The organism is Streptomyces sp. NPDC093568 (assembly GCF_044764945.1).
Classification (GTDB): domain Bacteria; phylum Actinomycetota; class Actinomycetes; order Streptomycetales; family Streptomycetaceae; genus Streptomyces.
Window position 1 is genome coordinate 374,369 of record NZ_JBIWJD010000008.1, and the last position, 20,579, is coordinate 394,947.

At 70.9% G+C, this 20,579-nt stretch carries 24 protein-coding genes and 1 tRNA gene; 10 read left to right on the plus strand and 15 right to left on the minus strand.

The window, feature by feature from the left end; translation table 11 throughout:
- Positions 1-18 precede the first annotated feature (18 nt).
- From ACIRD7_RS30815 to ACIRD7_RS30850, 8 genes are all read right to left on the minus strand, one after another.
- Positions 19-906: an RNA polymerase sigma factor SigF gene (locus ACIRD7_RS30815; RefSeq protein WP_403458736.1), complete on the minus strand. Its 888-nt coding sequence runs from the start codon at positions 904-906 to the stop codon at positions 19-21.
- Between the two features lie 268 nt (positions 907-1,174).
- Positions 1,175-2,029 (minus strand): RNA polymerase sigma factor SigF, encoded by an 855-nt coding sequence (locus ACIRD7_RS30820; protein WP_403458737.1) that lies wholly within the window; start codon positions 2,027-2,029, stop codon positions 1,175-1,177.
- A gap of 157 nt (positions 2,030-2,186) precedes the next feature.
- A complete protein-coding gene (locus ACIRD7_RS30825) occupies positions 2,187-2,480 on the minus strand; it encodes a Dabb family protein (protein WP_403458738.1) in 294 nt (97 codons plus the stop codon).
- A complete protein-coding gene (locus ACIRD7_RS30830; protein WP_403458739.1) occupies positions 2,477-2,656 on the minus strand; it encodes a hypothetical protein in 180 nt (59 codons plus the stop codon). Before ACIRD7_RS30830 ends, ACIRD7_RS30825 begins: the two co-directional genes overlap by 4 nt.
- Positions 2,657-2,808: 152 nt before the next feature.
- Positions 2,809-2,893: transfer RNA gene (locus ACIRD7_RS30835), tRNA-Ser, on the minus strand.
- Between the two features lie 73 nt (positions 2,894-2,966).
- Entirely contained in the window at positions 2,967-3,398 is a 432-nt protein-coding gene (tadA, locus tag ACIRD7_RS30840) for a tRNA adenosine(34) deaminase TadA (RefSeq protein WP_403458740.1), read from the minus strand.
- A 38-nt stretch (positions 3,399-3,436) separates the two neighbouring features.
- Complete coding sequence (locus ACIRD7_RS30845; RefSeq protein WP_403458879.1) at positions 3,437-3,970, minus strand: hypothetical protein; 534 nt, start codon at positions 3,968-3,970, stop codon at positions 3,437-3,439.
- A gap of 314 nt (positions 3,971-4,284) precedes the next feature.
- Positions 4,285-4,479 carry a hypothetical protein gene (locus ACIRD7_RS30850; protein ID WP_403458741.1) on the minus strand — a complete coding sequence of 65 codons (195 nt, stop codon included), beginning with the start codon at positions 4,477-4,479 and terminating at the stop codon, positions 4,285-4,287.
- A 139-nt stretch (positions 4,480-4,618) separates the two neighbouring features.
- On the opposite strand from ACIRD7_RS30850, the gene upp reads away from it, so the two are divergent.
- Positions 4,619-5,254 carry a uracil phosphoribosyltransferase gene (gene upp, locus ACIRD7_RS30855; protein ID WP_403458742.1) on the plus strand — a complete coding sequence of 212 codons (636 nt, stop codon included), beginning with the start codon at positions 4,619-4,621 and terminating at the stop codon, positions 5,252-5,254.
- Between the two features lie 100 nt (positions 5,255-5,354).
- On the opposite strand, the gene ACIRD7_RS30860 is transcribed toward upp, so the two are convergent.
- On the minus strand, positions 5,355-5,993 hold the full coding sequence (locus ACIRD7_RS30860; protein ID WP_403458743.1) for a LytR C-terminal domain-containing protein: 639 nt from the start codon (positions 5,991-5,993) through the stop codon (positions 5,355-5,357).
- Positions 5,994-6,103: 110 nt separating this feature from the next.
- Positions 6,104-6,400, minus strand: a complete 297-nt coding sequence (locus ACIRD7_RS30865; protein ID WP_003999914.1) for a type II toxin-antitoxin system VapB family antitoxin — start codon at positions 6,398-6,400, stop codon at positions 6,104-6,106.
- Between the two features lie 370 nt (positions 6,401-6,770).
- On the opposite strand from ACIRD7_RS30865, the gene ACIRD7_RS30870 reads away from it, so the two are divergent.
- Positions 6,771-8,387, plus strand: a complete 1,617-nt coding sequence (locus ACIRD7_RS30870) for a helicase HerA-like domain-containing protein (RefSeq protein ID WP_403458744.1) — start codon at positions 6,771-6,773, stop codon at positions 8,385-8,387.
- Between the two features lie 33 nt (positions 8,388-8,420).
- Here ACIRD7_RS30870 and ACIRD7_RS30875 read toward each other — a convergent pair whose 3' ends face one another.
- From ACIRD7_RS30875 to ACIRD7_RS30895, 5 genes are all read right to left on the minus strand, one after another.
- Positions 8,421-8,546 carry a hypothetical protein gene (locus ACIRD7_RS30875; RefSeq protein WP_403458745.1) on the minus strand — a complete coding sequence of 42 codons (126 nt, stop codon included), beginning with the start codon at positions 8,544-8,546 and terminating at the stop codon, positions 8,421-8,423.
- A gap of 56 nt (positions 8,547-8,602) precedes the next feature.
- The gene (locus ACIRD7_RS30880; protein ID WP_403458746.1) at positions 8,603-8,923 is read right to left on the minus strand and encodes a hypothetical protein; all 321 of its coding nucleotides are present in this window, start codon (positions 8,921-8,923) and stop codon (positions 8,603-8,605) included.
- A gap of 98 nt (positions 8,924-9,021) precedes the next feature.
- On the minus strand, positions 9,022-9,687 hold the full coding sequence (locus ACIRD7_RS30885) for an HdeD family acid-resistance protein (protein WP_403458748.1): 666 nt from the start codon (positions 9,685-9,687) through the stop codon (positions 9,022-9,024).
- 74 nt (positions 9,688-9,761) lie between these two features.
- Positions 9,762-10,355: an HhH-GPD-type base excision DNA repair protein gene (locus ACIRD7_RS30890; protein WP_403458750.1), complete on the minus strand. Its 594-nt coding sequence runs from the start codon at positions 10,353-10,355 to the stop codon at positions 9,762-9,764.
- A gap of 80 nt (positions 10,356-10,435) precedes the next feature.
- Positions 10,436-11,155 (minus strand): siderophore-interacting protein, encoded by a 720-nt coding sequence (locus tag ACIRD7_RS30895; protein WP_403458751.1) that lies wholly within the window; start codon positions 11,153-11,155, stop codon positions 10,436-10,438.
- Between the two features lie 77 nt (positions 11,156-11,232).
- Here ACIRD7_RS30895 and ACIRD7_RS30900 point away from each other — a divergent pair, with 77 nt between their 5' ends.
- From ACIRD7_RS30900 to ACIRD7_RS30935, 8 genes are all read left to right on the plus strand, one after another.
- On the plus strand, positions 11,233-13,377 hold the full coding sequence (locus ACIRD7_RS30900; RefSeq protein WP_403458752.1) for a penicillin acylase family protein: 2,145 nt from the start codon (positions 11,233-11,235) through the stop codon (positions 13,375-13,377).
- Positions 13,370-13,954 (plus strand): GNAT family N-acetyltransferase, encoded by a 585-nt coding sequence (locus ACIRD7_RS30905; protein ID WP_403458753.1) that lies wholly within the window; start codon positions 13,370-13,372, stop codon positions 13,952-13,954. Before ACIRD7_RS30900 ends, ACIRD7_RS30905 begins: the two co-directional genes overlap by 8 nt.
- Before the next feature lie 10 nt (positions 13,955-13,964).
- The gene (locus ACIRD7_RS30910; RefSeq protein ID WP_403458755.1) at positions 13,965-14,438 is read left to right on the plus strand and encodes a cupin domain-containing protein; all 474 of its coding nucleotides are present in this window, start codon (positions 13,965-13,967) and stop codon (positions 14,436-14,438) included.
- Positions 14,435-15,202 carry an SDR family NAD(P)-dependent oxidoreductase gene (locus ACIRD7_RS30915; RefSeq protein WP_403458756.1) on the plus strand — a complete coding sequence of 256 codons (768 nt, stop codon included), beginning with the start codon at positions 14,435-14,437 and terminating at the stop codon, positions 15,200-15,202. Before ACIRD7_RS30910 ends, ACIRD7_RS30915 begins: the two co-directional genes overlap by 4 nt.
- A 169-nt stretch (positions 15,203-15,371) precedes the next feature.
- Positions 15,372-17,126 carry a copper resistance CopC/CopD family protein gene (locus tag ACIRD7_RS30920; protein WP_403458881.1) on the plus strand — a complete coding sequence of 585 codons (1,755 nt, stop codon included), beginning with the start codon at positions 15,372-15,374 and terminating at the stop codon, positions 17,124-17,126.
- A gap of 254 nt (positions 17,127-17,380) precedes the next feature.
- Positions 17,381-18,694: an ABC transporter substrate-binding protein gene (locus ACIRD7_RS30925; RefSeq protein WP_403458757.1), complete on the plus strand. Its 1,314-nt coding sequence runs from the start codon at positions 17,381-17,383 to the stop codon at positions 18,692-18,694.
- A gap of 5 nt (positions 18,695-18,699) precedes the next feature.
- Positions 18,700-19,677: a carbohydrate ABC transporter permease gene (locus ACIRD7_RS30930; RefSeq protein ID WP_403458758.1), complete on the plus strand. Its 978-nt coding sequence runs from the start codon at positions 18,700-18,702 to the stop codon at positions 19,675-19,677.
- Positions 19,674-20,558 (plus strand): carbohydrate ABC transporter permease, encoded by an 885-nt coding sequence (locus tag ACIRD7_RS30935; RefSeq protein WP_403458759.1) that lies wholly within the window; start codon positions 19,674-19,676, stop codon positions 20,556-20,558. Before ACIRD7_RS30930 ends, ACIRD7_RS30935 begins: the two co-directional genes overlap by 4 nt.
- The last annotated feature ends 21 nt before the right edge of the window (positions 20,559-20,579 follow it).

Genomic DNA, 20,579 nt, shown 5'->3' on the forward strand with positions numbered 1-20,579 from the left:
AACGGTCGGAGATGAGGGTCAGTCGGAGATGAGCCCCTCGCGCAGCTGCGCCAGGGTCCGGGTCAGCAGCCGGGAGACGTGCATCTGGGAGATGCCGACCTCCTCGCCGATCTGCGACTGGGTCATGTTGGCGAAGAAGCGCAGCATGATGATCCGCCGCTCGCGGGGCGGCAGTTTGGCCAGCAGCGGCTTGAGGGACTCGCGGTACTCGACGCCCTCCAGCGCGGTGTCCTCGTAGCCGAGGCGGTCCGCGAGCGAGCCCTCGCCGCCGTCGTCCTCAGGGGCCGGGGAGTCCAGCGAGGAGGCCGTGTAGGCGTTGCCGACGGCGAGGCCGTCGACGACGTCCTCCTCGGACACACCGAGCACGGCGGCGAGTTCGGTGACGGTCGGGGAGCGGTCGAGCTTCTGGGAGAGCTCGTCGCTGGCCTTGGTGAGGGCCAGGCGCAGCTCCTGGAGCCGGCGCGGCACCCGCACCGACCAGGACGTGTCGCGGAAGAACCGCTTGATCTCGCCGACCACCGTCGGCATCGCGAACGTCGGGAACTCCACGCCCCGTTCGCAGTCGAAGCGGTCGATCGCCTTGATCAGGCCGATGGTGCCGACCTGGACGATGTCCTCCATCGGCTCGTTGCGCGAGCGGAAGCGGGCCGCCGCGTAGCGCACGAGCGGGAGGTTCAGCTCGATCAGGGTGTCCCGGACGTAGGCACGCTCGGGACTGTTCTCGTCCAGTGCGGCGAGCCGCAGGAACAGGGAGCGGGACAGGGTGCGGGTGTCGATGGCTCCCGAGGACGGGAGGGCCGGGGCCGGGACGGCCTCAAGGGCCGTGACGTCGTCGAGAACGGCGTCGGGCGCGGACTCGCTCTTCGTGAGCGTGAGCACCTTCGAGCTGCCCTGGTCTGCGGACATGCCACCCCCTTTGGGTCGCGGGACGGTCGTGGCGAACGCTCCGATCGAGGAACGTCGGCCTTCACCTGAATACCGGAGCCGAAGCCACGGCAAACGCGCTTCCCGAAGAATGTCACATGTCGGCAACACGCTGTAGTGACATGTCGACATGTGAGACTCGAATCCGCCCTGGATAAAGGGGGTCTGACGGTATTTCGGCTCTGAACTGTCGGGATCCGCCCTGGTGGGCGATTCGCTCGCGACGGTGACCGCTCGATCCTCTATACGGTTACGCGTCGATCCGGTTCGCCGAACGCAACCGCTGGAAGCTACGCGCGAGTAGCCTCGAAACGTGCATCTGGGATACCCCGAGTTCCGCACTGATTTGCGACTGGGTGAGGTTGCTGTAGTAGCGAAGGAGCAGGATTCTCTGCTCCCGTTCGGGGAGTTGCACCAGCAGATGCCGTACGAGGTCCCGGTGCTCCACGCCGTCCAGGGCCGGGTCCTCGTAGCCGAGCCGGTCCAGCAGCCCGGGCAGCCCGTCGCCCTCCTGCGCGGCCTCCAGCGAGGTGGCGTGGTACGACCGCCCGGCCTCGATGCAGGAGAGCACCTCGTCCTCGGTGATGCGCAGCCGCTCGGCGATCTCGGCGGTAGTCGGGGTCCGTCCGAACGCGGTGGTGAGGTCCTCGCTCGCGCTGTTGACCTGGACCCACAGCTCGTGCAGCCGGCGCGGGACGTGGACCGTGCGGACGTTGTCCCGGAAGTACCGCTTGATCTCGCCGACGACCGTCGGCATCGCGAACGTCGGGAACTGCACGCCCCGGTCCGGGTCGAAGCGGTCGATGGCGTTGATGAGCCCGATGGTGCCGACCTGGATCACGTCCTCCATCGGCTCGTTGCGGGAGCGGAAGCGGGCGGCCGCGTAGCGCACGAGCGGGAGGTTCGCCTCGATGAGCGCCCCGCGCACGCGGTTGTGCTCCGGCGTGCCCGGTGTCAGCTCCTTGAGCTCCCCGAAGAGCACCTGGGTGAGCGCCCGGGTGTCGGCGCCGCGACTGCGGGGTGGCGGGGACGCGGGAGGCTCCTCCTGGGTCGGGGCTTGAGGCGCAGTACTGGCCGGCACGGTCAACTCCACCTCGTGATCCATCAACTCATCCGTCAAAAGCGGTCATAGCATCACAAGACAGTTCATTGTGTTCAAGTACCGCATAATCCCGTGTTGGGGACGAAAGGTTGCGTTAGACACGCGAAAGCCCCCCGCCGTTCCGGCGGAGGGCTTCGGGTGGGTCGGGGCGCCGCGCGGCTCAGAATTCGTAGTCGGCGATCACCCAGGTGGCGAACTCCCGCCACAGGGCGACGCCCGCCTGGTGCTCGGGGTGCTCCGCGTACGTCCGCAGGGCGGCGGCGTCCTCGAAGGCGGAGTTGATGGCGAAGTCGTAGGCGATGGGGCGGTCGCTGAGGTTCCAGCCGAGCTCCCAGTGCCGGATCTCGGGGATCGAGTCCTCCAGCGAGCGGAAGGCCTTCTCGCCGGCCACCACCCGGGGGTCGTCGCGCTCGACGCCCTCGTTCAGCTTGAACAGGACGAGGTGGCGGATCATGAGTCTCCTCCGTTGGCGATCCAGGTCATGAAGTCGCCGATGGCCTTGGCGGCGTCCGAAATGCCCTCGAACCCTACCTGGACGTAGTCCGCCGCCTTGGCCGGGTCCGTGATGATCACGTAGAGCACGAAGACCGCGAGGACATAGACGGCGATCTTCTTGGAATTCACCGCCATCGCGGCCTCCCCTGTGGCTGCCATGCCTGCCGTGCCGTATGAGTCGAAAGAGCCGAAAGAGCCCCGTGTTGCCGGCGGTGAGTGTAACCTTCGCGCCTTGCGGGAGATCAACAGCACGAAGGGCCCCGTCCTCGGACGGGGCCCTTCTGAAGCGGTAGCGGAGGGATTTGAACCCTCGGTGACTTGCGCCACACTCGCTTTCGAGGCGAGCTCCTTCGGCCGCTCGGACACGCTACCGAGGGAGACCTTACAGCACGCCGGGCCATGCTCTGAAATCGGTATTCGCGGCCCCTCAGCTGTTCGCGGCTCTTCAGCGATCCCTGAAGAAGTCGGTGAGCAGCCGGGCGCACTCCTCGGCCAGAACGCCCTCGATCACTTCGGGCCGGTGGTTGAGCCGCCGGTCGCGCACGACGTCCCAGAGCGAGCCCGTCGCGCCGGCCTTCTCGTCCCGGGCGCCGTAGACGACCCGGTCCACGCGGGACTGCACGAGCGCCCCGGCGCACATCGTGCAGGGCTCCAGTGTGACGACGAGCGTGCAGCCCGACAGCCGCCACTCGCCGAGCGCGGCCGCGGCCCGCCGGATCGCCAGGACCTCGGCGTGCGCGGTCGGATCGCCGGTCGCCTCGCGCTCGTTGTGGCCGCCGCCGAGCACGGTCGTGCCGTCGGCGGACAGCACGACGGCGCCGACGGGGACGTCCCCGCCCCGGACGGCCAGGCCGGCCTCGTCCAGGGCGAGCCGCATCGCGGCCCGCCAGCGGTCGCGTACGGGGTCGAACGAGGTCAGCGGACGGTCTCCAGGACCTCCGAGGCACCCAGCGCCTCCGCGATCGCGCTGAGCGCGTCCTCGGCGTCCAGGGCCTTCAGCTCCTTCTCGCCGACACCGAGGTCGTCGAGGATCTCGCTGTCGCCGACGGGGCTGTGCGGGACCGCGTCGGCGGAGCCGCCCTCCTCGTCGTCGTCCTCGGAGTCGCCGTCCGGCTCCTCCGTGCCGTCGAGGTCCAGGGAGTCCAGGTCGGCGCCGTCGTCGCCGGGCTCCCTGCCGAGCAGTTCGTCGGTGAGCAGGATCTCGCCGTAGCTGCTGCGGGCGGCTGCGGCGGCGTCCGAGACGTAGATACGAGGGTCGTCCTCGCCGTCGATCCGGACGACTCCGAACCAGGCGTCCTCCTGCTCGATGAGTACGAGCACCGTGTCGTCCTCGGGCGAGGCTTCACGGGCCAGGTCGGCGAGATCCGACAGGGTCTCCACATCGTCGAGCTCTGTGTCGCTCGCTTCCCACCCGTCTTCGGTGCGCGCGAGCAGTGCGGCGAAGTACACCGTGACTCTCCCACTGGTCATAGGCGTGCCGGTTGGGGGTCCCCCCGGCGGAGGTTGGGGGCGGGGAGAGCTGTGCTCCGAGCCCACCCACTCGGAATCGTGGCAGAAACAAGGCGTTCAGGGGACGTCTTCGGCTCCCTGTGTCCGGCAGTTTTGATCGCATGGTCCCGAGGGGTTGCGCGAGCACGTCCGTGAAGGACTCACCAGCGCACTCGTTGCCGCCACGTGCGGATCGTACGCGGCTTTCCGGCTGTCCACGCACGCCCACCGCTCCAACGTCCCCGAAGGGCGCGGATCTTCCCCGCCGGCTCGCCCTACCAGCGGAACGTTCGCATCCGCATGGCGTGGCGAAGCCGGGCCGCCTTGGCACGGCGCGGCTGGACGCGGTCCCGCAGTTCGCGGGCCTCGGCGAGGTCCCGCAGGAACTGGGCGCGCCGCCGACGGCGCGCGGCGTCGTTCTCCTCCGGCGAGTCCTGCGTGGGATCCGCAGGCGACTCAGGATTCGGCATCGGCTCACCACCCCCGGGTACGTCCCTCCCACTTTCCCTCCGACGGGCGGTTTGATGCCAGCGCACGGGTGAAGGGCGTGCCCGGGACTTGCCGCGCGTGGGGACGCCGGGCATACCCGGCCCGGCTAATGTTGTGGACATGCGTCTCCACGTCGTCGACCACCCCTTGGTCGCCCACAAGCTCACCACGCTGCGCGACCAGCGCACCGACTCCCCGACCTTCCGCCGGCTCGCCGACGAACTGGTCACCCTGCTCGCCTACGAGGCCACGCGGGACGTGCGCACCGAAGCGGTCGACATCACGACCCCGGTCACCGACACCACCGGCGTCAAGCTCTCCCACCCGCGCCCCCTGGTGGTGCCGATCCTGCGCGCCGGGCTCGGCATGCTGGACGGCATGGTCCGGCTGCTGCCGACCGCCGAGGTGGGCTTCCTGGGCATGATCCGCAACGAGGAGACGCTCCAGGCCTCCACGTACGCGACGCGCATGCCCGAGGACCTCTCCGGGCGTCAGGTGTACGTCCTGGACCCGATGCTGGCCACGGGCGGCACGCTGGTCGCGGCGATTCAGGAGCTCATCAAGCGGGGTGCGGACGACGTGACCGCCGTCGTGCTGCTCGCCGCGCCCGAGGGCGTGGAGCTCATGGAGCAGGAGCTGGCGGGGACGCCGGTCACCGTGGTGACGGCGGCCGTGGACGACCACCTGAACGAGCACGGGTACATCGTGCCGGGACTCGGTGACGCGGGGGATCGTCTTTACGGGGCGGCCGAGTAGGGCGCGGGAGCGCCCTTTCGCCGTCGGGGCGCGGTTGCGTCGCGACGGCCGGTCGGTCGTCGCTTGTCGCGCGGTTCCCCGCGCCCCCGCCCGGCGTTGCTCAGCAGGTCTGCTTCGACGCGGAGGGCGCCGGCTTCGGGTTGGCCAGGGCGGCCAGCGCCTTGTCGGCGGCCGGCCTCTTCGCCAGCTCCTTGAACCGGTCGCCGATGATCAGGTCGACCGTCGTGCCCTTGCGGGTGTCGGTGCGGCGCTCGGCCGTCGTGAGCTGGGTGGCCAGGACCGGCAGCGAGGTGTTGAGCGACGCGGACGGGCCGAGCAGTATCCCGGTGCCCTTGACCTTCTTGTCGTACACCTTCGTCGCGTTGCCCACGTCGCCGATCTTGAAGCCGCGCTTCTTCAGCTCGTCCGCGGTCTTCTTGGCGAGCCCGCTGCGGGTCGTCGCGTTGAGGACGTTGACGGTGATGCCCGCCGGCTTGGGCAGCGGCGCGGTCGCGGTGGGCGAGGGGGTCGCCCTCGTCCCGCAGTCGGACTTGGGTCCGGCTGCCGAGGCCTCTCCGCCGCCGCCGGAGAAGACGTCGATGAGCTGGAGCGTGCCCCAGCCGACCATCCCGAGCGCGGCGACGGAGGCGACGGCGAGGACGGCGAGCCTGCCGCGTCGCCGACGCCGGCGCATCCGAGGGTATTTGTTCCCCTTGATGCGGTACTGGCCGCCCATGCCCTGGGGAGTCAGCATGCTCATGGGCGCAGCGTAGTGCGCCCGAGCGGCAATGCCTACTAGATGATCATTCGAGGCCGCTCGGACCAACCCGAAAGGGGCAACAGGGGACGCCCGGCCGCCTCAGCCCGGAGTCAGTCCAGTTCCAGGACTCTCGCGTGCAGCACCTGGCGCTGCTGGAGCGCCGCGCGCACCGCGCGGTGGAGGCCGTCCTCCAGATACAGGTCGCCCTGCCACTTCACGACGTGCGCGAAGAGGTCGCCGTAGAACGTCGAGTCCTCGGCGAGCAGGGTTTCCAGATCGAGCTGGCCCTTGGTCGTCACGAGCTGATCGAGGCGGACCGGGCGCGGCGCGACGTCCGCCCACTGCCGGGTGCTTTCCCGGCCGTGGTCGGGGTACGGCCGGCCGTTTCCGATGCGCTTGAAGATCACACGGAAAGCCTACCGGTCAAGACGTTCCGGGCGCAGCCATGGAGACGGAGTGCGAGGCTGGAAAAGACGGGACGAACCGGTGCGAAACGGCAAACGTCGCGGGAATGGTGGCTGATCAGAAGCCGATCAGAAGCCGATCGGAAGCCGGATCGAAAGCCGATCGAACGCCGATCGGACGTCGATCGGAAGTCGATCGGAACCCGGATCGGACGCCGGAGCGGACCGGTTCGGCAGCCCGGCGGAAGCCGAGCCGGTGGCCGGGATGGACTCGAACACGGTGTCGGATCGGAGGCCGGCCCGGCTCCGGGGGCCGAGCGGGTGAACCGGCCCGGCACGACGGCGTCGGAGCACGAGCACGCGGAGGCCTGACATGAGCGACCGCAAGACCACGCCCAGGGCCGGGTCCGCGGCCGCGCCGCCGTCACCGGCTCCCGAGGGGCGGGGCGGCGCCGCCGCGCTGCCGCGGGAGGCTTTGGAGATCGCCGCCGGATACGCCTTCACCGGGCCCGCCCTCGACCTCGGCGCCCTGATCTGGGACGGGCGGTGCCTGCCCGACGCGCAGATCCGGCTGCCGCTGCCGATGCTCAACCGGCACGGCCTGGTCGCGGGCGCCACCGGCACCGGCAGGACCAGGACGCTCCAGCTGATCGCCGAGCAGCTGTCGGCCCAGGGCGTGCCGGTGTTCCTGGCGGACGTCAAGGGCGACCTCTCCGGGGTCTCGGCGCCGGGCGTGCAGGGCGACAAGGTGCGCTCGCGTGCCGCCGAGGTCCATCAGCGGTGGACGGCGACCGGCTTCCCGGCGGAGTTCCACGCCCTCGGCGGCATCGGCCGGGGCGTCCCCGTGCGGGCCACGGTCACCAGCTTCGGCCCGGTGCTGCTGTCCAAGGTCCTGCGGCTGGACCGGACCCAGGAGCAGTCCCTCGGCCTGATCTTCCGTTACGCCGACACCAAGGGCCTGGAGCTGGTCGACCTGAAGGACCTCAGGGCCGTCGTCGCCTTCCTGACCTCGGACGAGGGCAGGACGGAGCTGGAGAGCATCGGCGGGCTGTCGACCGCGACGGCCGGGGTGATCCTGCGCTCCCTCACCGCCTTCGAGGCGCAGGGCACGGCCGGCTTCTTCGGGGAGCCGGAGTTCGACACGGGCGAGTTCCTGCGGACGGCTCCGGACGGGCGGGGCGTGGTGTCGGTCCTCGAACTGTCCGCCGTACAGGACCGGCCGCAGCTGTTCTCGACGTTCCTGATGTGGCTGCTCGCCGACCTCTTCCACGACCTTCCCGAGGTCGGTGACGCCGACCGGCCGAAGCTCGTGTTCTTCCTCGACGAGGCGCACCTGCTGTTCGACGGCGCCTCGAAGGACTTCCTCGACTCGATCACGCAAACCGTGCGGCTGATTCGCTCGAAAGGGGTCGGGGTCTTCTTCGTGACCCAGACGCCGAAGGACGTACCCGCCGAGGTGCTCGGCCGGCTCGGCAACCGGATCCAGCACGCGCTGCGGGCCTTCACGCCGGACGATCAGAAGGCCCTCAGGGCCACCGTGAGGACGTTCCCCAATTCGGCGTACGACCTGGAGGAACTCCTCACCGGCCTCGGTACCGGTGAGGCGGTCGTGACGGTCCTGAGCGAGAAGGGCGCCCCGACGCCGGTCGCCGCGACCCGGCTGCGGGCGCCCGAGTCGCTGATGGGGCCCGTCGAGGCGGACGCGCTGGAGCGGGCGGTCACGGCGTCCGCGCTGTACGGGCGGTATGCACAGGCTGTGGACAGGGAGTCGGCGTACGAGCGGCTCCGGTCGGGCGGCGGCAAGGGCCCGGACGAGATGCGCGGGCCGCGGGGTGCGAAGGGGCCCGACGAGATGCGGGAGGGCGAGCCCTCCGTCGTCGAGCAGGTCGTCGGGAGCGCCATGTTCAAGTCCCTGGCTCGGTCGGTCGGTACGCGGATCGGACGGGAGATCACCCGGTCGCTGTTCGGCACGGCGCGGCGGAGGCGGTGACCCGGAGAAAAGCCCGCCTCCGCCGCAGCCGCGTCAGCCGCGCTCCCGGACCTTCGGGGGATGCTGCGGCTTGTCCTTCTTCACCTGCGGTTTCGGGGCGTTGCGGACGGCCTCGGCGCGCAGCAGGGCGCGCAGGACCGCGTAGTGGTCGGTGGGCATGACTGTGCTCCTTGCGTCGTACTGACGGACCTCACGGACCTCGTGGCAGGGGTCTGTCAGCAGCGCAGGACCACGGTGCGCAGGATGTGCGGGACGTACGGCGGCCGGTGCGGCGCGCTGGACCGGGGGCCCGGTGCGGTACCGGGCGCCGGCGCCGGCGAGGGGGCCGGACGCGTGCGGACGAGAGTGCGCCGGTCGGCGCGGGCCGGTGGCCGCAGGGCCGTGTCGAGGACGTCGTGCTCGGCGACCTCGGCGGCGCCGGCCACCATGGGCAGGGCGTGCGCCTGGGCGTGTGCGCCGGGCACGAGCAGGGCGAGCAGCAGCACGACGACCCGCAGCCAGGTGCGGCTGCGCGAGCGGCATCGTGCGGTCCTCACGGAAGGTCATCTCCCCGGGAGCCGTACGGCGTTCATCCCGGCCGGCGGGATAACCGCCCGCTCGGCGTACGGGGCAGGGGTGGGTATCACTGTGCGTGTCACAGTTCGCGCGGAATCCGACGGGCCGATCCGCGCAGCCGCAGCGCGGTGACGATCTCCACGAGGCCGACCGCCACCAGCCAGCAGCCGCCGAGCACCATCAGCACGGTGATCGACTCGACCGGCGAGACAATCAGCACGATCCCGGCGAGAAAGGTGACGACCCCGAGGAGGATCTGCCAGCCGCGGGCCGGCACGGACCGGTCGGAGGCGGCTGCCAGGGTGTGGGTGATGCCACGGACGAGCCAGCCGATGCCGATCCACAGGGCGAGCAGCAGGATCGACTGCATCGCGCCCCGGAAGCAGAACAGGCCGAGCAGGATCGACAGGGCGCCGCTGACGAACGCGAGCACGCGCAGCGAGGTCGTGCGGTGCGTGCCGAAGGCGGCGACCAGCTGGAAGACGCCGCTGATCAGCAGGTAGAGGCCGAAGAGCACCCCGGCGACCCGGAGCGAGGCGTCCGGCCAGACCAGCACGAAGACGCCCAGGACCAGGGAGACGACCCCGGTGACCAGGACGACCTGCCAGGCGGCCCGGGACAGCGCGTGCAGGGGGCCCTCGAAGGGCGGCTCGGGCTCGTGCGCGCTTCCCGGCGCATGGCCCGAGTGCACACGACGGTCGTCGTAGTCACGCCCCCATGGGGAACCGCTCGGAGCCTCGGTCATGCTCCATGCTGGGAACGGGGCGGCCCGGCCCGCCATTCGGGGCGGGCCAGTCGGCTGACGCCCCCGCGGGGACGCTAGTTGCGGGCCGCCTTCGCAGCCTTCGCCGCCGCCTTCATCTCCTGCTTGTGCGCGCGCACCTTGGTCAGCGACTCGGGACCGGTGATGTCGGCGACGGACCGGAAGGACTGAGGCTCGCCATAGGCGCCCGCGGCCTCCTGCCAGCCCGCGGGCCGCACGCCCAGTTGCTTGCCGAGCAGGGCGAGGAAGATCTGGGCCTTCTGCTTGCCGAACCCGGGCAGGTCCTCCAGCCGGCGCAGCAGTTCGCGGCCGTCGTCGACGCCCTTCCAGACCAGCTCGGCGTCACCTTCGTAGCGCTCGACGAGGTACTGGCACAGCTGCTGGATCCGCTTGGCCATGGAGCCCGGGTAGCGGTGCACGGCCGGCTTCTCGGACAGCAGGGCCACGAACGCGTCCGGGTCCTGGGCGGCGATGTCGTGCGCGTCCAGGTCGTCCGCGCCGAGCCGGTCGGCGATCGTGCGCGGCCCCTTGAACGCCCATTCCATCGGGACCTGCTGGTCCAGCAGCATGCCGACCAGCGCGGCGAGCGGGCTGCGGCCGAGGAGTGCGTCGGCCTCGGGATCCTGGGCGAGATGCAGGGTGACGTCCATGTCCCCGATGATGCCGCGCGCGCCGGAGGGATGCGCGCGGGGGGCAGGGGCGCGCAAGGGGTACGCAGCCCCTGCCCCGGTCAGGCGCGCCAGTAACCCAGCGCGTTCACCCGCTGCTTCGGCAGCCCGAGCTCCTTGCGGACGTACGAGGTGAGGGCCCGGGTCGTCGCGGTGTCACAGGCGATCCAGACGTACGGGTCCGAGGTGCTCTTGAGCATCTCGGGCAGGGCCTCCTTGACCTGGGCGACGAGGTGGGCCCCGGCGTCGCGCCTCGGCAGCGTCCGGACGTCGTGGCGGGACTCGGCCGTGCGGAAGGGCAGACCGTCCCGCTCGCCCTCGAACCACACCGTGGCCGGGGCCGGTCCCAGGGCGTCGAGCAGGGAGTTGAGGGCCGGCAGGGAGGCGGTGTCGGCGACGGCGAAGACGTGCGAGGGGGCCGGGTCGGGGTCGGTGAAGCCCGTGCCGTGGATGGTCGCCTCGATCGAGTCGCCGGGCTTCGCCGTGCGCGCCCAGTCGCTGGCGACCCCCTCGTGCAGGGCGAACTCCAGGCTGAAGGTGCCGGCCTCGGGGTCCGGGTCGACCAGGGTGTAGGCGCGCTGGTGCGGCTTGCCCGCGTTGTCGAACCACAGCCGGACCCACATCGTGGGGTGGACGCCGGTCGCCGCCAGCATGCCGCCGTCCGTGAGGTGGACCCGGCGGTAGTGCTCGGTGACGTCCTCGGACCCCGTCACCGTGAACACGAAGTCCTTCGCGCGCAGCAGCTTCAGGACCGCGCCCTCCCAGCCGTGCCCCTGCCCCATGGCTTCTTCACCCTTCAAGTACCATTCCCGCACCAATAACTTAGGGAAGCCTAACCTAAAGCAAAGGAGGGGCACAGGTGACCGGCGAGATCTTCCGCGATGCCTGGGGCATTCCGCATCTCCGCGCCGACGGGGCGAGCGAACTCGCCCGGGTCCAGGGCCGTGTCACCGCCCTCGACCGCGCCTGGCAGCTGGAGGTGGAACGGCACCGGGCGCGGGGCACCTCGGCCTCCTTCCTCGGTGCCGAGGCCCTGCCCTGGGACCGGTTCGTCAGACGGGCCCGCCTCGACGACACGGCGAGACGCTGCTTCGCCGAACTGGAGAGACGGGACCCCGAGACGGCGCGGTGGGTGCGGGCGTACGTCGACGGGGTGAACGAAGGTCTGGCCGAAGGCGCCGCCCGCACACCGGAGTTCGCGCGGACCGGTCTCGCACCCGGCCGCTGGGAGCCCTGGACCCCGCTCGGCGTCTGGCTCGGCATCCATATCCTGTTCGCGGGCTTCCCGGCCAAGCTCTGGCGCGAGCAGGTCGTACGGCACCTCGGCGCCGACGCGGTCGGGCTGTTCGCCGCCGACGGGCCGGGCACCTCCGGCAGCAACGGCTGGCTGGTGAGCGGGGAGCGGACCGTCACGGGGCAGGCGGTCATCGCCGGTGACCCGCACCGCTTCATCGAGGAGCCCGGCGTCTACCAGCAGATCCACCTCTCCTGCCCGGAGTTCGACGTCGTCGGCCTCGCCGTCCCCGGCGTCCCCGGCATCGCCCACTTCGGCCACACCGGCACGGTCGCCTGGGCGATCACCAACGCCATGGCCGACTACCAGGACCTGTACCGGGAGCGGTTGCGGCGCACCGGGGCCGGTGTGGAGGCGCTGGACCCGGACGGGGTGTGGCGCCGGGCCGCGCGGCACACGGAGGTCGTGGAGGTCGCGGGGGAGGAGCCGGTCGAGGTCGAGGTGATCGAGACGGCTCGGGGGCCGGTGGTGATCGGGGGGCCGGAAGGGCTGCCCGACGGGTCGCGGGACGGCTTGCCGGAAGGCTCGCCGGGCGATGTGCAGGAAGGTTTCTCTGGTGAGTTGCCCGACGCCCCGCCCCTCGCCGTGGCCCTCCGCCACCCGCCCCGCGTCACCGCCGACCTCGGCTTCGGCGCCCTCCTCCCCCTGCTGCGCGCCCGCCGGGTCGCCGACGTCGACCGGGCCGTCGACCTGTGGACCGAGCCCGTCAACGTCGTCCAGGCCGCCGACACCGAGGGCGGCCTGCTGCACCGAGTCGCCGGGAAGGTGCCGGTGCGGTCCGAGGCCAACGGCATCCGGCTGGTGCCCGCCTGGGAGCCCGGCCACGACTGGCGGGGCTGGCACGAGACACCCCGCGCGGGGCTCACCGACGGCGTCGCCGCCATGGCAAACCAGCGCGGCGTCGCCGCCCCGCTCGGTGTCGAGTTCGCCCCGCCCCATCGCGCCGACCGCATCACGCAACTGCTGGGGGAGAAGGAGCGCTGGTCGGCCGCCGACATGCCGGCGATCCACATGGACACCCAACTGGCCTCGGCGGAGCCCTTGCTGGACCTCCTGCGCGGCGTCGGATCCCTCACCGCCGAGGCCGCCCGCGTCCGGCGGCGGCTCCTGGGCTGGGACCGCCGCATGGACGCGGACAGCGAGGCGGCGGCGCTGTACGCGCGGCTGCGCGGTGCCGTCGTACGGCGGCTCGCCGCGCACCCGGCGTTCGCCGCGCTGGCCACGCCGCCCGCCTACTCCGAGGTCCTCCTCCCCTGGCTCGCGCTGCTCCCCCGCGTCGGCTTCGCCCTCGAACACCTGTTGCGCGCCGAGGAGCTGTACGGCATCGACCGCGCCGAGGCGGTCCGGGCCGCGGTCGAGGAGGTGGCGGCCGAGCGGCCCTCCGGCAGCTGGGGCGATACGCACCGCCTCGCCCCCTGGCGGGCTCTCCCGGACCCCTCGTACGCCGCGCCCGGCCTCTCCGGCGACCACGACTGCGTGCTGTGCACGTCGTCCGTCCCCGGCCTGACCGACCTGAGCGCGCGCGGTCCCGCCGCCCGCTATGTCTGGGACCTGGCCGACCGCGAGGCCAGCCGCTGGGTGGTCCCGCTGGGCGCCTGGGGCGCCCCCGGCTCCCCCCATCACCGTGACCAACTCCCGCTGTGGCTCAAGGGAGAGCTGGTCCCGGTCGTCACCGATTTCACCCAGTTCACGAAGGAATCAGATGTCTGAGCTGTCCGCAGCGGTCCATGAGCAGGTCGTCGACGGATTCGGCACCGTACGCATCCGTCCCCTCGACCCGGACGCCGACACCGACGTCGTCCACGGCTGGGTCAGCCAGGAACGAGCCTCCTTCTGGGGCATGAACGGCCTGACCAGGGACCAGGTGGCCGAGATCTACGGCCACCTGGCCGGCCTCGACACCCACCACGCCTACCTGGTCGAACGGGACGCCGCCCCCGTCGCCCTCCTCCAGACCTATGAGCCGGAGGCGGACCGGGTCAGCGAGTGCTACGAGGTCCTTCCCGGCGACATCGGCGTCCACCTGCTGCTCGCCCCCGCCGGTCCCGAGGGCCCTCGGCCCGGCTGGACCTCGGTGCTCCTCGCGGTCGTGGCGTCGTACGTCTTCCACACCCTGGACCGCCGACGCGTGGTCGTCGATCCGGACGTGCGCAACGAGAAGGCCGTCGCCCGCTTCCTCAAGCAGGGCTTCACGGCCGGACCGGTGGTCGTGCTGCCGGAGGTGGACCTGCCCGACGTGTACATCCCGGAGAAGAAGGCCCAACTGGCCTTCCTCAGCCGGGGGTAGCCTTCCGGGAGTGACCCCCGAAGAGCTCGTCGCGCACTACAGCCTGGAGCCGATCCCGCGCGAGGGAGGGCTGTTCCGGCAGACCTGGGCGGGGCCCGAGCTGTCCGACGGGCGGCCGCAGGGCACCGCGATAGTCGTCCTGCTCACCGCCGACGACTACTCGGCCCTGCACCGCCTGCCGTCGGACGAGGTCTGGCACTTCTACCTGGGCGACCCCCTGGAGATGCTGCTGCTCGCCCCCGACGGCACCTCCCGCACCGCCGTGCTCGGCCCGGACGTGACCCGCGGCCAGCACATCCAGCTCACCGTCCCGGCCGGGACCTGGATGGGCGGGCGGGTGGCGGCGGGCGGCTCCTGGACCTTCTTCGGCTGCACGATGGCGCCCGGTTTCACCTACGAGGGCTATGAGCACGGCGACCTGGCGGAACTGACGGCGCGCTACCCGGCCGAGGCCGCCCGGATAGCGGCACTGTGCCGCCCATGAGCGGACTCCTCGAAGGACAGGTCGCCCTGGTCACGGGCGCGGGCGGCGGCATCGGGCGGGGGATCGCGCGACGGTTCGCGCAGGAGGGGGCTGCGGTCGCCCTGCACTGTCGTACGGCGGTGACGGCGGCGGACGAAGCGGCGTCCCGGATCCGGGAGTCGGGCGGCCGGGCCGTCGTCCTGCGGGCCGACCTGACGGACGAGGACGCGTGCCGACGGGTGGTGGCCGAGGCCGCCGAGTGGGGCGGCGGGCGGCTGACGGCGCTGGTCAACAACGCGGGCGCGCAGCCGACGCGGGAGCTTGCCGGGATGGCGGCGGCTCAGTGGCGGGCCGTCGTGGACACCAACCTGTCGAGCGTGTTCGCCTGCACGCAGGCTGCGGTGGAGGTCATGCGGGAGCGGGGCGGAGGCGGTTCGGTGACCCACATCGCGTCCATCGAGGCGACCCGCCCGGCACCCCTGCACGCGCACTACGCCGCGTCCAAGGCGGCGGTGGTGACGCACGCCCGCGCGGCGGCCCTGGAGTACGGCCGCTCCGGCATCCGCGTGAACTCCGTGTCACCGGGGCTGATCCACCGGGAGGGACTGGAGGAGGCGTGGCCGGAGGGCGTGCGGCGCTGGGAGGGAGCGGCACCGGCCGGGCGGCTGGGGCGGCCGGAGGACGTGGGGGACGCGTGCGTCTTTCTGGCGTCGGGACTCGCGTCATGGGTGACGGGGCACGACCTGGTGGTGGACGGTGGGGTGTCGGCGCGGCCGGGGTGGTGATCAGGCCGCTTTCCGCACGGTGTCCGACCGCGTTGAGCCCGAATGCCTCCGCGTCCGTACCTACCCCCGAGGCCTCAAGTCCGACGACGGAGATGTGACACACGTGGGGTGCGATGAGCGACGACGAGCGCGCCGCCGGTTCACCGAGCGGCGGCGGCTTCAGCGGCTGGTGCTGCTGGGCCCCCTGCTGGTCCTGTTCCTCCTCGGCGGAACGGGACCGGCGTCCGCGCACGCCGCCCTCCGCGCCACCGACCCCGAGGACGGAAGCGTCCTCAAGTCGGCGCCCCGCGCCATCACCCTGACCTTCACGGAGTCCGTCGGACTGCTGGAGGACTCCTTCCGGGTGCTGGACCCCGACGGCCGTCGGCTGCGCACCGGTGAGCCCGAGCACGCCGCGGAGGGCGCCGGGACCGCCCGGGTCACGCTGCCCGCGAAGCTCGCGGAGGGCACGTACACCGTCGCCTGGCGCGTGGTCTCGGCCGACAGCCACCCGGTGTCCGGCGCGTTCACCTTCTCGGTCGCCAAACAGTCCCTCACCACGGCCACCGTCGACACGGGCCCGACCGAGGACCCGGCGACCAAGAGCCTCTACAACATCGCCCGCTATCTGGCCTACCTCGCCGTCGCCCTGCTCATCGGCACGGCGACGTTCATGGCGGTCTGCCGCCCACCGGACGCCCCTGTCCTGTCCCGGCTGCTCAGGGCGGGCTGGTGGACCCTGCTGGCCGCCACCCTCGCCCTGCTCGCGCTGCGCGCCCCCTACGAGACCGGCGAGGGCCCCCTGGGCGCCCTGAGCGCCGACGCCCTCACCCGCACCCTGACCGGCCGCCCCGGCGAGATCCTGCTGGCCCGGCTGGCCCTGCTGCTGGTCGCCGCGCTCTACCTCGTACGGCTGTCACGGCGAGGGCGGCCCCCGGGCTGGACGGGCGCCGCCCTCGCCGTGGGACTCGCCATGACCTGGGCCGCCGGCGAGCACGCCTCCGCGGGCATCCAGGTGCCGGTGGCGATGACGTCCTCGGCCCTGCACCTGCTCGCCACGGCGGTCTGGCTGGGCGGCCTCACGGCCCTGCTCGTCACCCTGTACCGCGCCCGTCCGACCCCGGCGGCGGTCACCCGCTTCTCGCGCCTGGCCTTCGCATCCGTGACGGTCCTCGTCGTCACCGGCGTCTACCAGTCCTGGCGCGGCCTCGGCTCCTGGGACGCGCTCACCGGCACGACGTACGGCAGGCTCCTGACCCTCAAGCTGGCCGCGGTCGTGCTGCTCCTCGCGGCGGCGGCCGTCTCCCGCCGCTGGACGGCACGGCTCGCGACCGTCGACGCGCCGGCGGAGACGGCCGTACGGGAGAAGGTGCCCGAGCCGGCCGGCGGCCCGTCCCTGCCCGAGCCGGCCGGCGGCCCGCCGCTGCCCGAGCCGCCGCAGGCCGACGTACCGCCGTCGGCCGATCCGCACCGCCGGGCCCTGCGGCGTTCCGTCCTCGCCGAAGTCGCCGTGGGCGCGGCCGTCCTGGTGGTCACCACGCTGCTCACCAGCACCCTGCCCGGCCGCGCTCAGGCCGAGGCGGCGGCCGGTACGCCCGCGGTCATCGGCGCCTCCGTCACCAACGTGCCCTTCGCCGTCGGCACCCAGGGCGCCCGCGGCAAGGTGCAGATCACCCTCGACCCGGGCCGGGTGGGCGACAACTCGATCGAGGCCCTCGTCTACGGGCCCGACGGCGGTGTGTCCGTCGTCCCGGAGCTGCGGATCTCCTTCACGCTCCCCGCCAAGGACATCGGCCCCCTCGACGCCGAACTCACCGACAAGGGCGGCTACTGGGGCAACAGCTTCCTCAACCTGCCCATCGCCGGGAAGTGGGAGATGAAGGTGACCGTCCGGACGTCGGACGTCGACCAGGTGAGCGAGACCCGGACCGTGCTGATCCGCTAGCAGACCGGAGCCGTACGCGCTGGTCCCCGGCCCGGCGGCGCCGTGAACGTTCCCGGGTTCGATCATCACGACGGTGAACGGCGGGTTCGAGATGTCGGTCACGTTTCCGAAACGGCGAACGACATCTCTTGACGCATGACCAGACATACGGCTGTTATTGCGCCAACGTGTTCGGTCAAGTTGATTTCTGATCGGTTACGACGGACTTCGACACGTCCACCCTCACGATCGAACCCTGCCATCAGGAGCCGTAGATGCAGCACTTCTCCCCCTCCGGTCTCTCCCTGCCCTCGCCCGGTCGCCGCACCCTGCTGCGCGGGATAGGCGGCGCCGCCGTACTCGGCGCGGGCGTCCCCCTGCTCAGCGCCTGCGGCGGCAGCGGCACGGCGAGCGACCCGAAGACCGTCACCCTCGGCTCCAAGGCCTCCGACGCGGTGCCGAAGAAGGCCTTCGCGGACATCTACGCGGCCTACAAGAAGAAGTCCGGCATCACGGTCGACGTGAACACCAAGGACTCCAACACCTTCCAGGAGCAGATCAACTCCTACCTCCAGGGCACGCCGGACGACGTGTTCACCTGGTTCGCCGGCTACCGGATGCAGTTCTTCGCGGCCAAGGGACTGGCCACCCCGATCGACGACGTGTGGAAGACCATCGGGGGCAACTTCCCCGAGGCGATGCACAAGCTCAGCAAGGGCGAGGACGGCAAGTACTACTTCGTGCCGCTGTACACGTACCCGTGGGCGGTCTTCTACCGCAAGAGCGTCTTCCGGGAGAACGGCTACGAAGTCCCCACCACCTGGGACGACTTCGTCGCGCTGTGCAAGCGGATGCAGAAGGACAAGCTGGTCCCGATCGCCTTCGGTGACAAGGACGCCTGGCCCGCGCTCGGCACCTTCGACCAGATCAACTTCCGCCAGAACGGCTACGACTTCCACGTCGAGCTGATGGCCGGCAAGGCCTCCTGGACCGACGCCAAGGTGCGCAAGGTCTTCGACCTGTGGACCGAGATCCTCCCGTACCACCAGGAGGGCGCGGTCGGCCGCACCTGGCAGGACGCGGCCCAGACGCTGGCCTCCAAGAAGGCCGGCATGTACCTCCTCGGCACCTTCGTGGCCCAGCAGTTCACGGACAAGGCCGCCCTGGACGACCTCGACTTCTTCGCCTTCCCGGAGATCGACCCGCAGTTCGGGCAGGACACCGTCGAGGCGCCGACCGACGGCTTCATGATGAGCAAGAGCCCGAAGAACAAGACCGAGGCCGTCAAGCTCCTCGAGTTCCTGGGCACTCCGGAGGCCGAGACCGTCTACCTCAAGTCCGACCCGAGCTCGGTCCACGCCTCCACCAAGGCCGACACCTCCTCGTACACCCCCCTTCAGAAGAAGGCGTACGACATGATCGCCGGCGCCAAGTCCCTGACCCAGTTCATGGACCGCGACTCCCGCCCCGACTTCACCTCCACGGTGATGCAGCCCGCGCTGCAGAAGTTCATCCGTGACCCCAAGGGCGTCGACAGCCTGCTGTCCTCGATCGAGCGCCAGAAGAAGACGATCTTCGCGTCCGGCTGATCGACATGACCACACAAACCACCAAGGAGATCCCGGAGGCGGCCGCCGTGCCGCCTCCGGGCGCTGCCCCCGCCACGAAGGTGCCCCACGGGCACAGCCGTCTGCTGACCCGACGCGACCGGATCACCCTCGGTCTGATGGCGGGTCTGCCGACCGTCCTGCACATCGCCCTCGTCTGGGTGACCGCCTTCGCCTCCATCGCGCTGGCCTTCACCACCTGGGACGGCATCGGCTTCGACTCCATCAAGTGGGTCGGGCTCGAGAACTTCAAGGAACTGTTCACCAACAACCCGCAGTTCTGGCCCGCCGTCGAGCACAACGTCATCTGGTTCGTCGTCCTGATCGTGATCCCGACCCCGCTCGGCCTGTTCCTGGCCGTGCAGCTGGACAAGAGGATCCGGTTCAGCAGGGTGTACCAGACCGCGTTCTTCCTGCCGGTCGTGCTGTCCATGGCCGTCATCGGCTTCGTCTGGCAGCTCATCTACAACCCCGACACCGGCCTGATCAACAGCATCATCGGGGCCAACGAGCCCGGAAAGTACATCGACTGGATCGGTGACCCGGACCTCAACCTGTGGGCGATCCTCGTCGCCGCGTCCTGGCGGCACACCGGCTACATGATGATCCTGTACCTGGCCGGCCTGAAGGGCGTCGACCCCTCGCTGCGGGAGGCGTCCGCGCTCGACGGCGCCAACGAGTGGCAGACGTTCAAGAACGTCATCTTCCCGACGCTGCGCCCCACCAACACCGTCGTCCTGGTCGTCACCATCATCGAGGCGCTGCGCGCCTTCGACCTGGTCTTCGTCTTCAACAAGGGCGCCGAGGGCACCGAGCTGCTCTCGATCCTGGTCACCAACAACATCATCGGCGAGTCCAGCCGCATCGGATACGGCTCCGCGATCGCGGTCGTACTGCTGCTGATCTCCCTCGTCGTGATCATCCCCTACCTGGTGGCCACCTTCCGGAAGGAGCGGCGCGCATGAGCACCACCGCCATGACCAAGCCCCGTACGCCCCTCCGCCCCGCCCGGATCCTGCTGCACCTCTTCCTCGCCGGCGCGGCGCTGGCCTGGCTCGCGCCGCTGCTGTGGGCGATCTACGCGGCGCTGCGGCCGTACTCGGAGACGAGCGAGAAGGGATACGTGTCCTGGCCGGACACGCTGAACTTCGACAACTTCACGAACGCGTTCACTCAGTCGGACATGAGCCACTACTTCGTCAACACGATGATCATCGCCGTGCCGGCGGTGCTGTTGACGCTCTTCCTGTCCTCGATGGTCGCGTTCTACGTCAGCCGCTTCGACTTCCGCCTCAACCTGGCGCTGCTGCTGGTCTTCACGGCCGGCAACCTGCTGCCGCAGCAGGTCATCATCACCCCGCTGTACCGGCTGTACCTGCTGATCGACCTGCCCGGCATCACCATGAGCGGCAAGCTCTACGACTCGGCGCTCGGCCTGGTGTTGATTCATGTCGCTTTCCAGTCCGGCTTCTGCGCCTTCGTGCTCAGCAACTACATGCGCACGCTGCCGCACGAGCTGACCGAGGCCGCGCTCGTCGACGGCGCCTCGGTGTGGCGGCAGTACTGGCAGATCGTGCTGCCGCTGTGCCGCCCCGCGATGGCGGCCCTGGCGACGCTGCTGTCCATCTGGATCTACAACGACTTCTTCTGGGCCCTGGTCCTGATCTCCACCGGCGAGAACATGCCGATCACCTCGGCGCTGAACAACCTCTCCGGCGCGTACTTCACCGACCCCAACCTGGTCGCCGCGGGCGCCCTGCTCACCGCGATCCCCACGCTGATCGTGTACTTCGTGCTCCAGCGGCAGTTCGTCAGCGGTCTGACCCTGGGCGCCAACAAGGGCTGACGGCCCCCTTCTTGAAAGAGA

Excerpts from the sequence above, each read along its gene's own strand:
- ACIRD7_RS30815 (WP_403458736.1), bottom strand. The coding sequence starts at position 906 with ATGTCCGCAGACCAGGGCAGCTCGAAGGTGCTCACGCTCACGAAGAGC.
- ACIRD7_RS30820 (WP_403458737.1), bottom strand. The coding sequence starts at position 2,029 with ATGGATCACGAGGTGGAGTTGACCGTGCCGGCCAGTACTGCGCCTCAA.
- ACIRD7_RS30825 (WP_403458738.1), bottom strand. The coding sequence starts at position 2,480 with ATGATCCGCCACCTCGTCCTGTTCAAGCTGAACGAGGGCGTCGAGCGC.
- ACIRD7_RS30830 (WP_403458739.1), bottom strand. The coding sequence starts at position 2,656 with ATGGCGGTGAATTCCAAGAAGATCGCCGTCTATGTCCTCGCGGTCTTC.
- tadA (WP_403458740.1), bottom strand. The coding sequence starts at position 3,398 with ATGCGGCTCGCCCTGGACGAGGCCGGCCTGGCCGTCCGGGGCGGGGAC.
- ACIRD7_RS30850 (WP_403458741.1), bottom strand. The coding sequence starts at position 4,479 with ATGCCGAATCCTGAGTCGCCTGCGGATCCCACGCAGGACTCGCCGGAG.
- upp (WP_403458742.1), top strand. The coding sequence starts at position 4,619 with ATGCGTCTCCACGTCGTCGACCACCCCTTGGTCGCCCACAAGCTCACC.
- ACIRD7_RS30860 (WP_403458743.1), bottom strand. The coding sequence starts at position 5,993 with ATGAGCATGCTGACTCCCCAGGGCATGGGCGGCCAGTACCGCATCAAG.
- ACIRD7_RS30870 (WP_403458744.1), top strand. The coding sequence starts at position 6,771 with ATGAGCGACCGCAAGACCACGCCCAGGGCCGGGTCCGCGGCCGCGCCG.
- ACIRD7_RS30875 (WP_403458745.1), bottom strand. The coding sequence starts at position 8,546 with ATGCCCACCGACCACTACGCGGTCCTGCGCGCCCTGCTGCGCGCCGAG.
- ACIRD7_RS30885 (WP_403458748.1), bottom strand. The coding sequence starts at position 9,687 with ATGACCGAGGCTCCGAGCGGTTCCCCATGGGGGCGTGACTACGACGAC.
- ACIRD7_RS30890 (WP_403458750.1), bottom strand. The coding sequence starts at position 10,355 with ATGGACGTCACCCTGCATCTCGCCCAGGATCCCGAGGCCGACGCACTC.
- ACIRD7_RS30895 (WP_403458751.1), bottom strand. The coding sequence starts at position 11,155 with ATGGGGCAGGGGCACGGCTGGGAGGGCGCGGTCCTGAAGCTGCTGCGC.
- ACIRD7_RS30905 (WP_403458753.1), top strand. The coding sequence starts at position 13,370 with ATGTCTGAGCTGTCCGCAGCGGTCCATGAGCAGGTCGTCGACGGATTC.
- ACIRD7_RS30915 (WP_403458756.1), top strand. The coding sequence starts at position 14,435 with ATGAGCGGACTCCTCGAAGGACAGGTCGCCCTGGTCACGGGCGCGGGC.
- ACIRD7_RS30925 (WP_403458757.1), top strand. The coding sequence starts at position 17,381 with ATGCAGCACTTCTCCCCCTCCGGTCTCTCCCTGCCCTCGCCCGGTCGC.
- ACIRD7_RS30930 (WP_403458758.1), top strand. The coding sequence starts at position 18,700 with ATGACCACACAAACCACCAAGGAGATCCCGGAGGCGGCCGCCGTGCCG.
- ACIRD7_RS30935 (WP_403458759.1), top strand. The coding sequence starts at position 19,674 with ATGAGCACCACCGCCATGACCAAGCCCCGTACGCCCCTCCGCCCCGCC.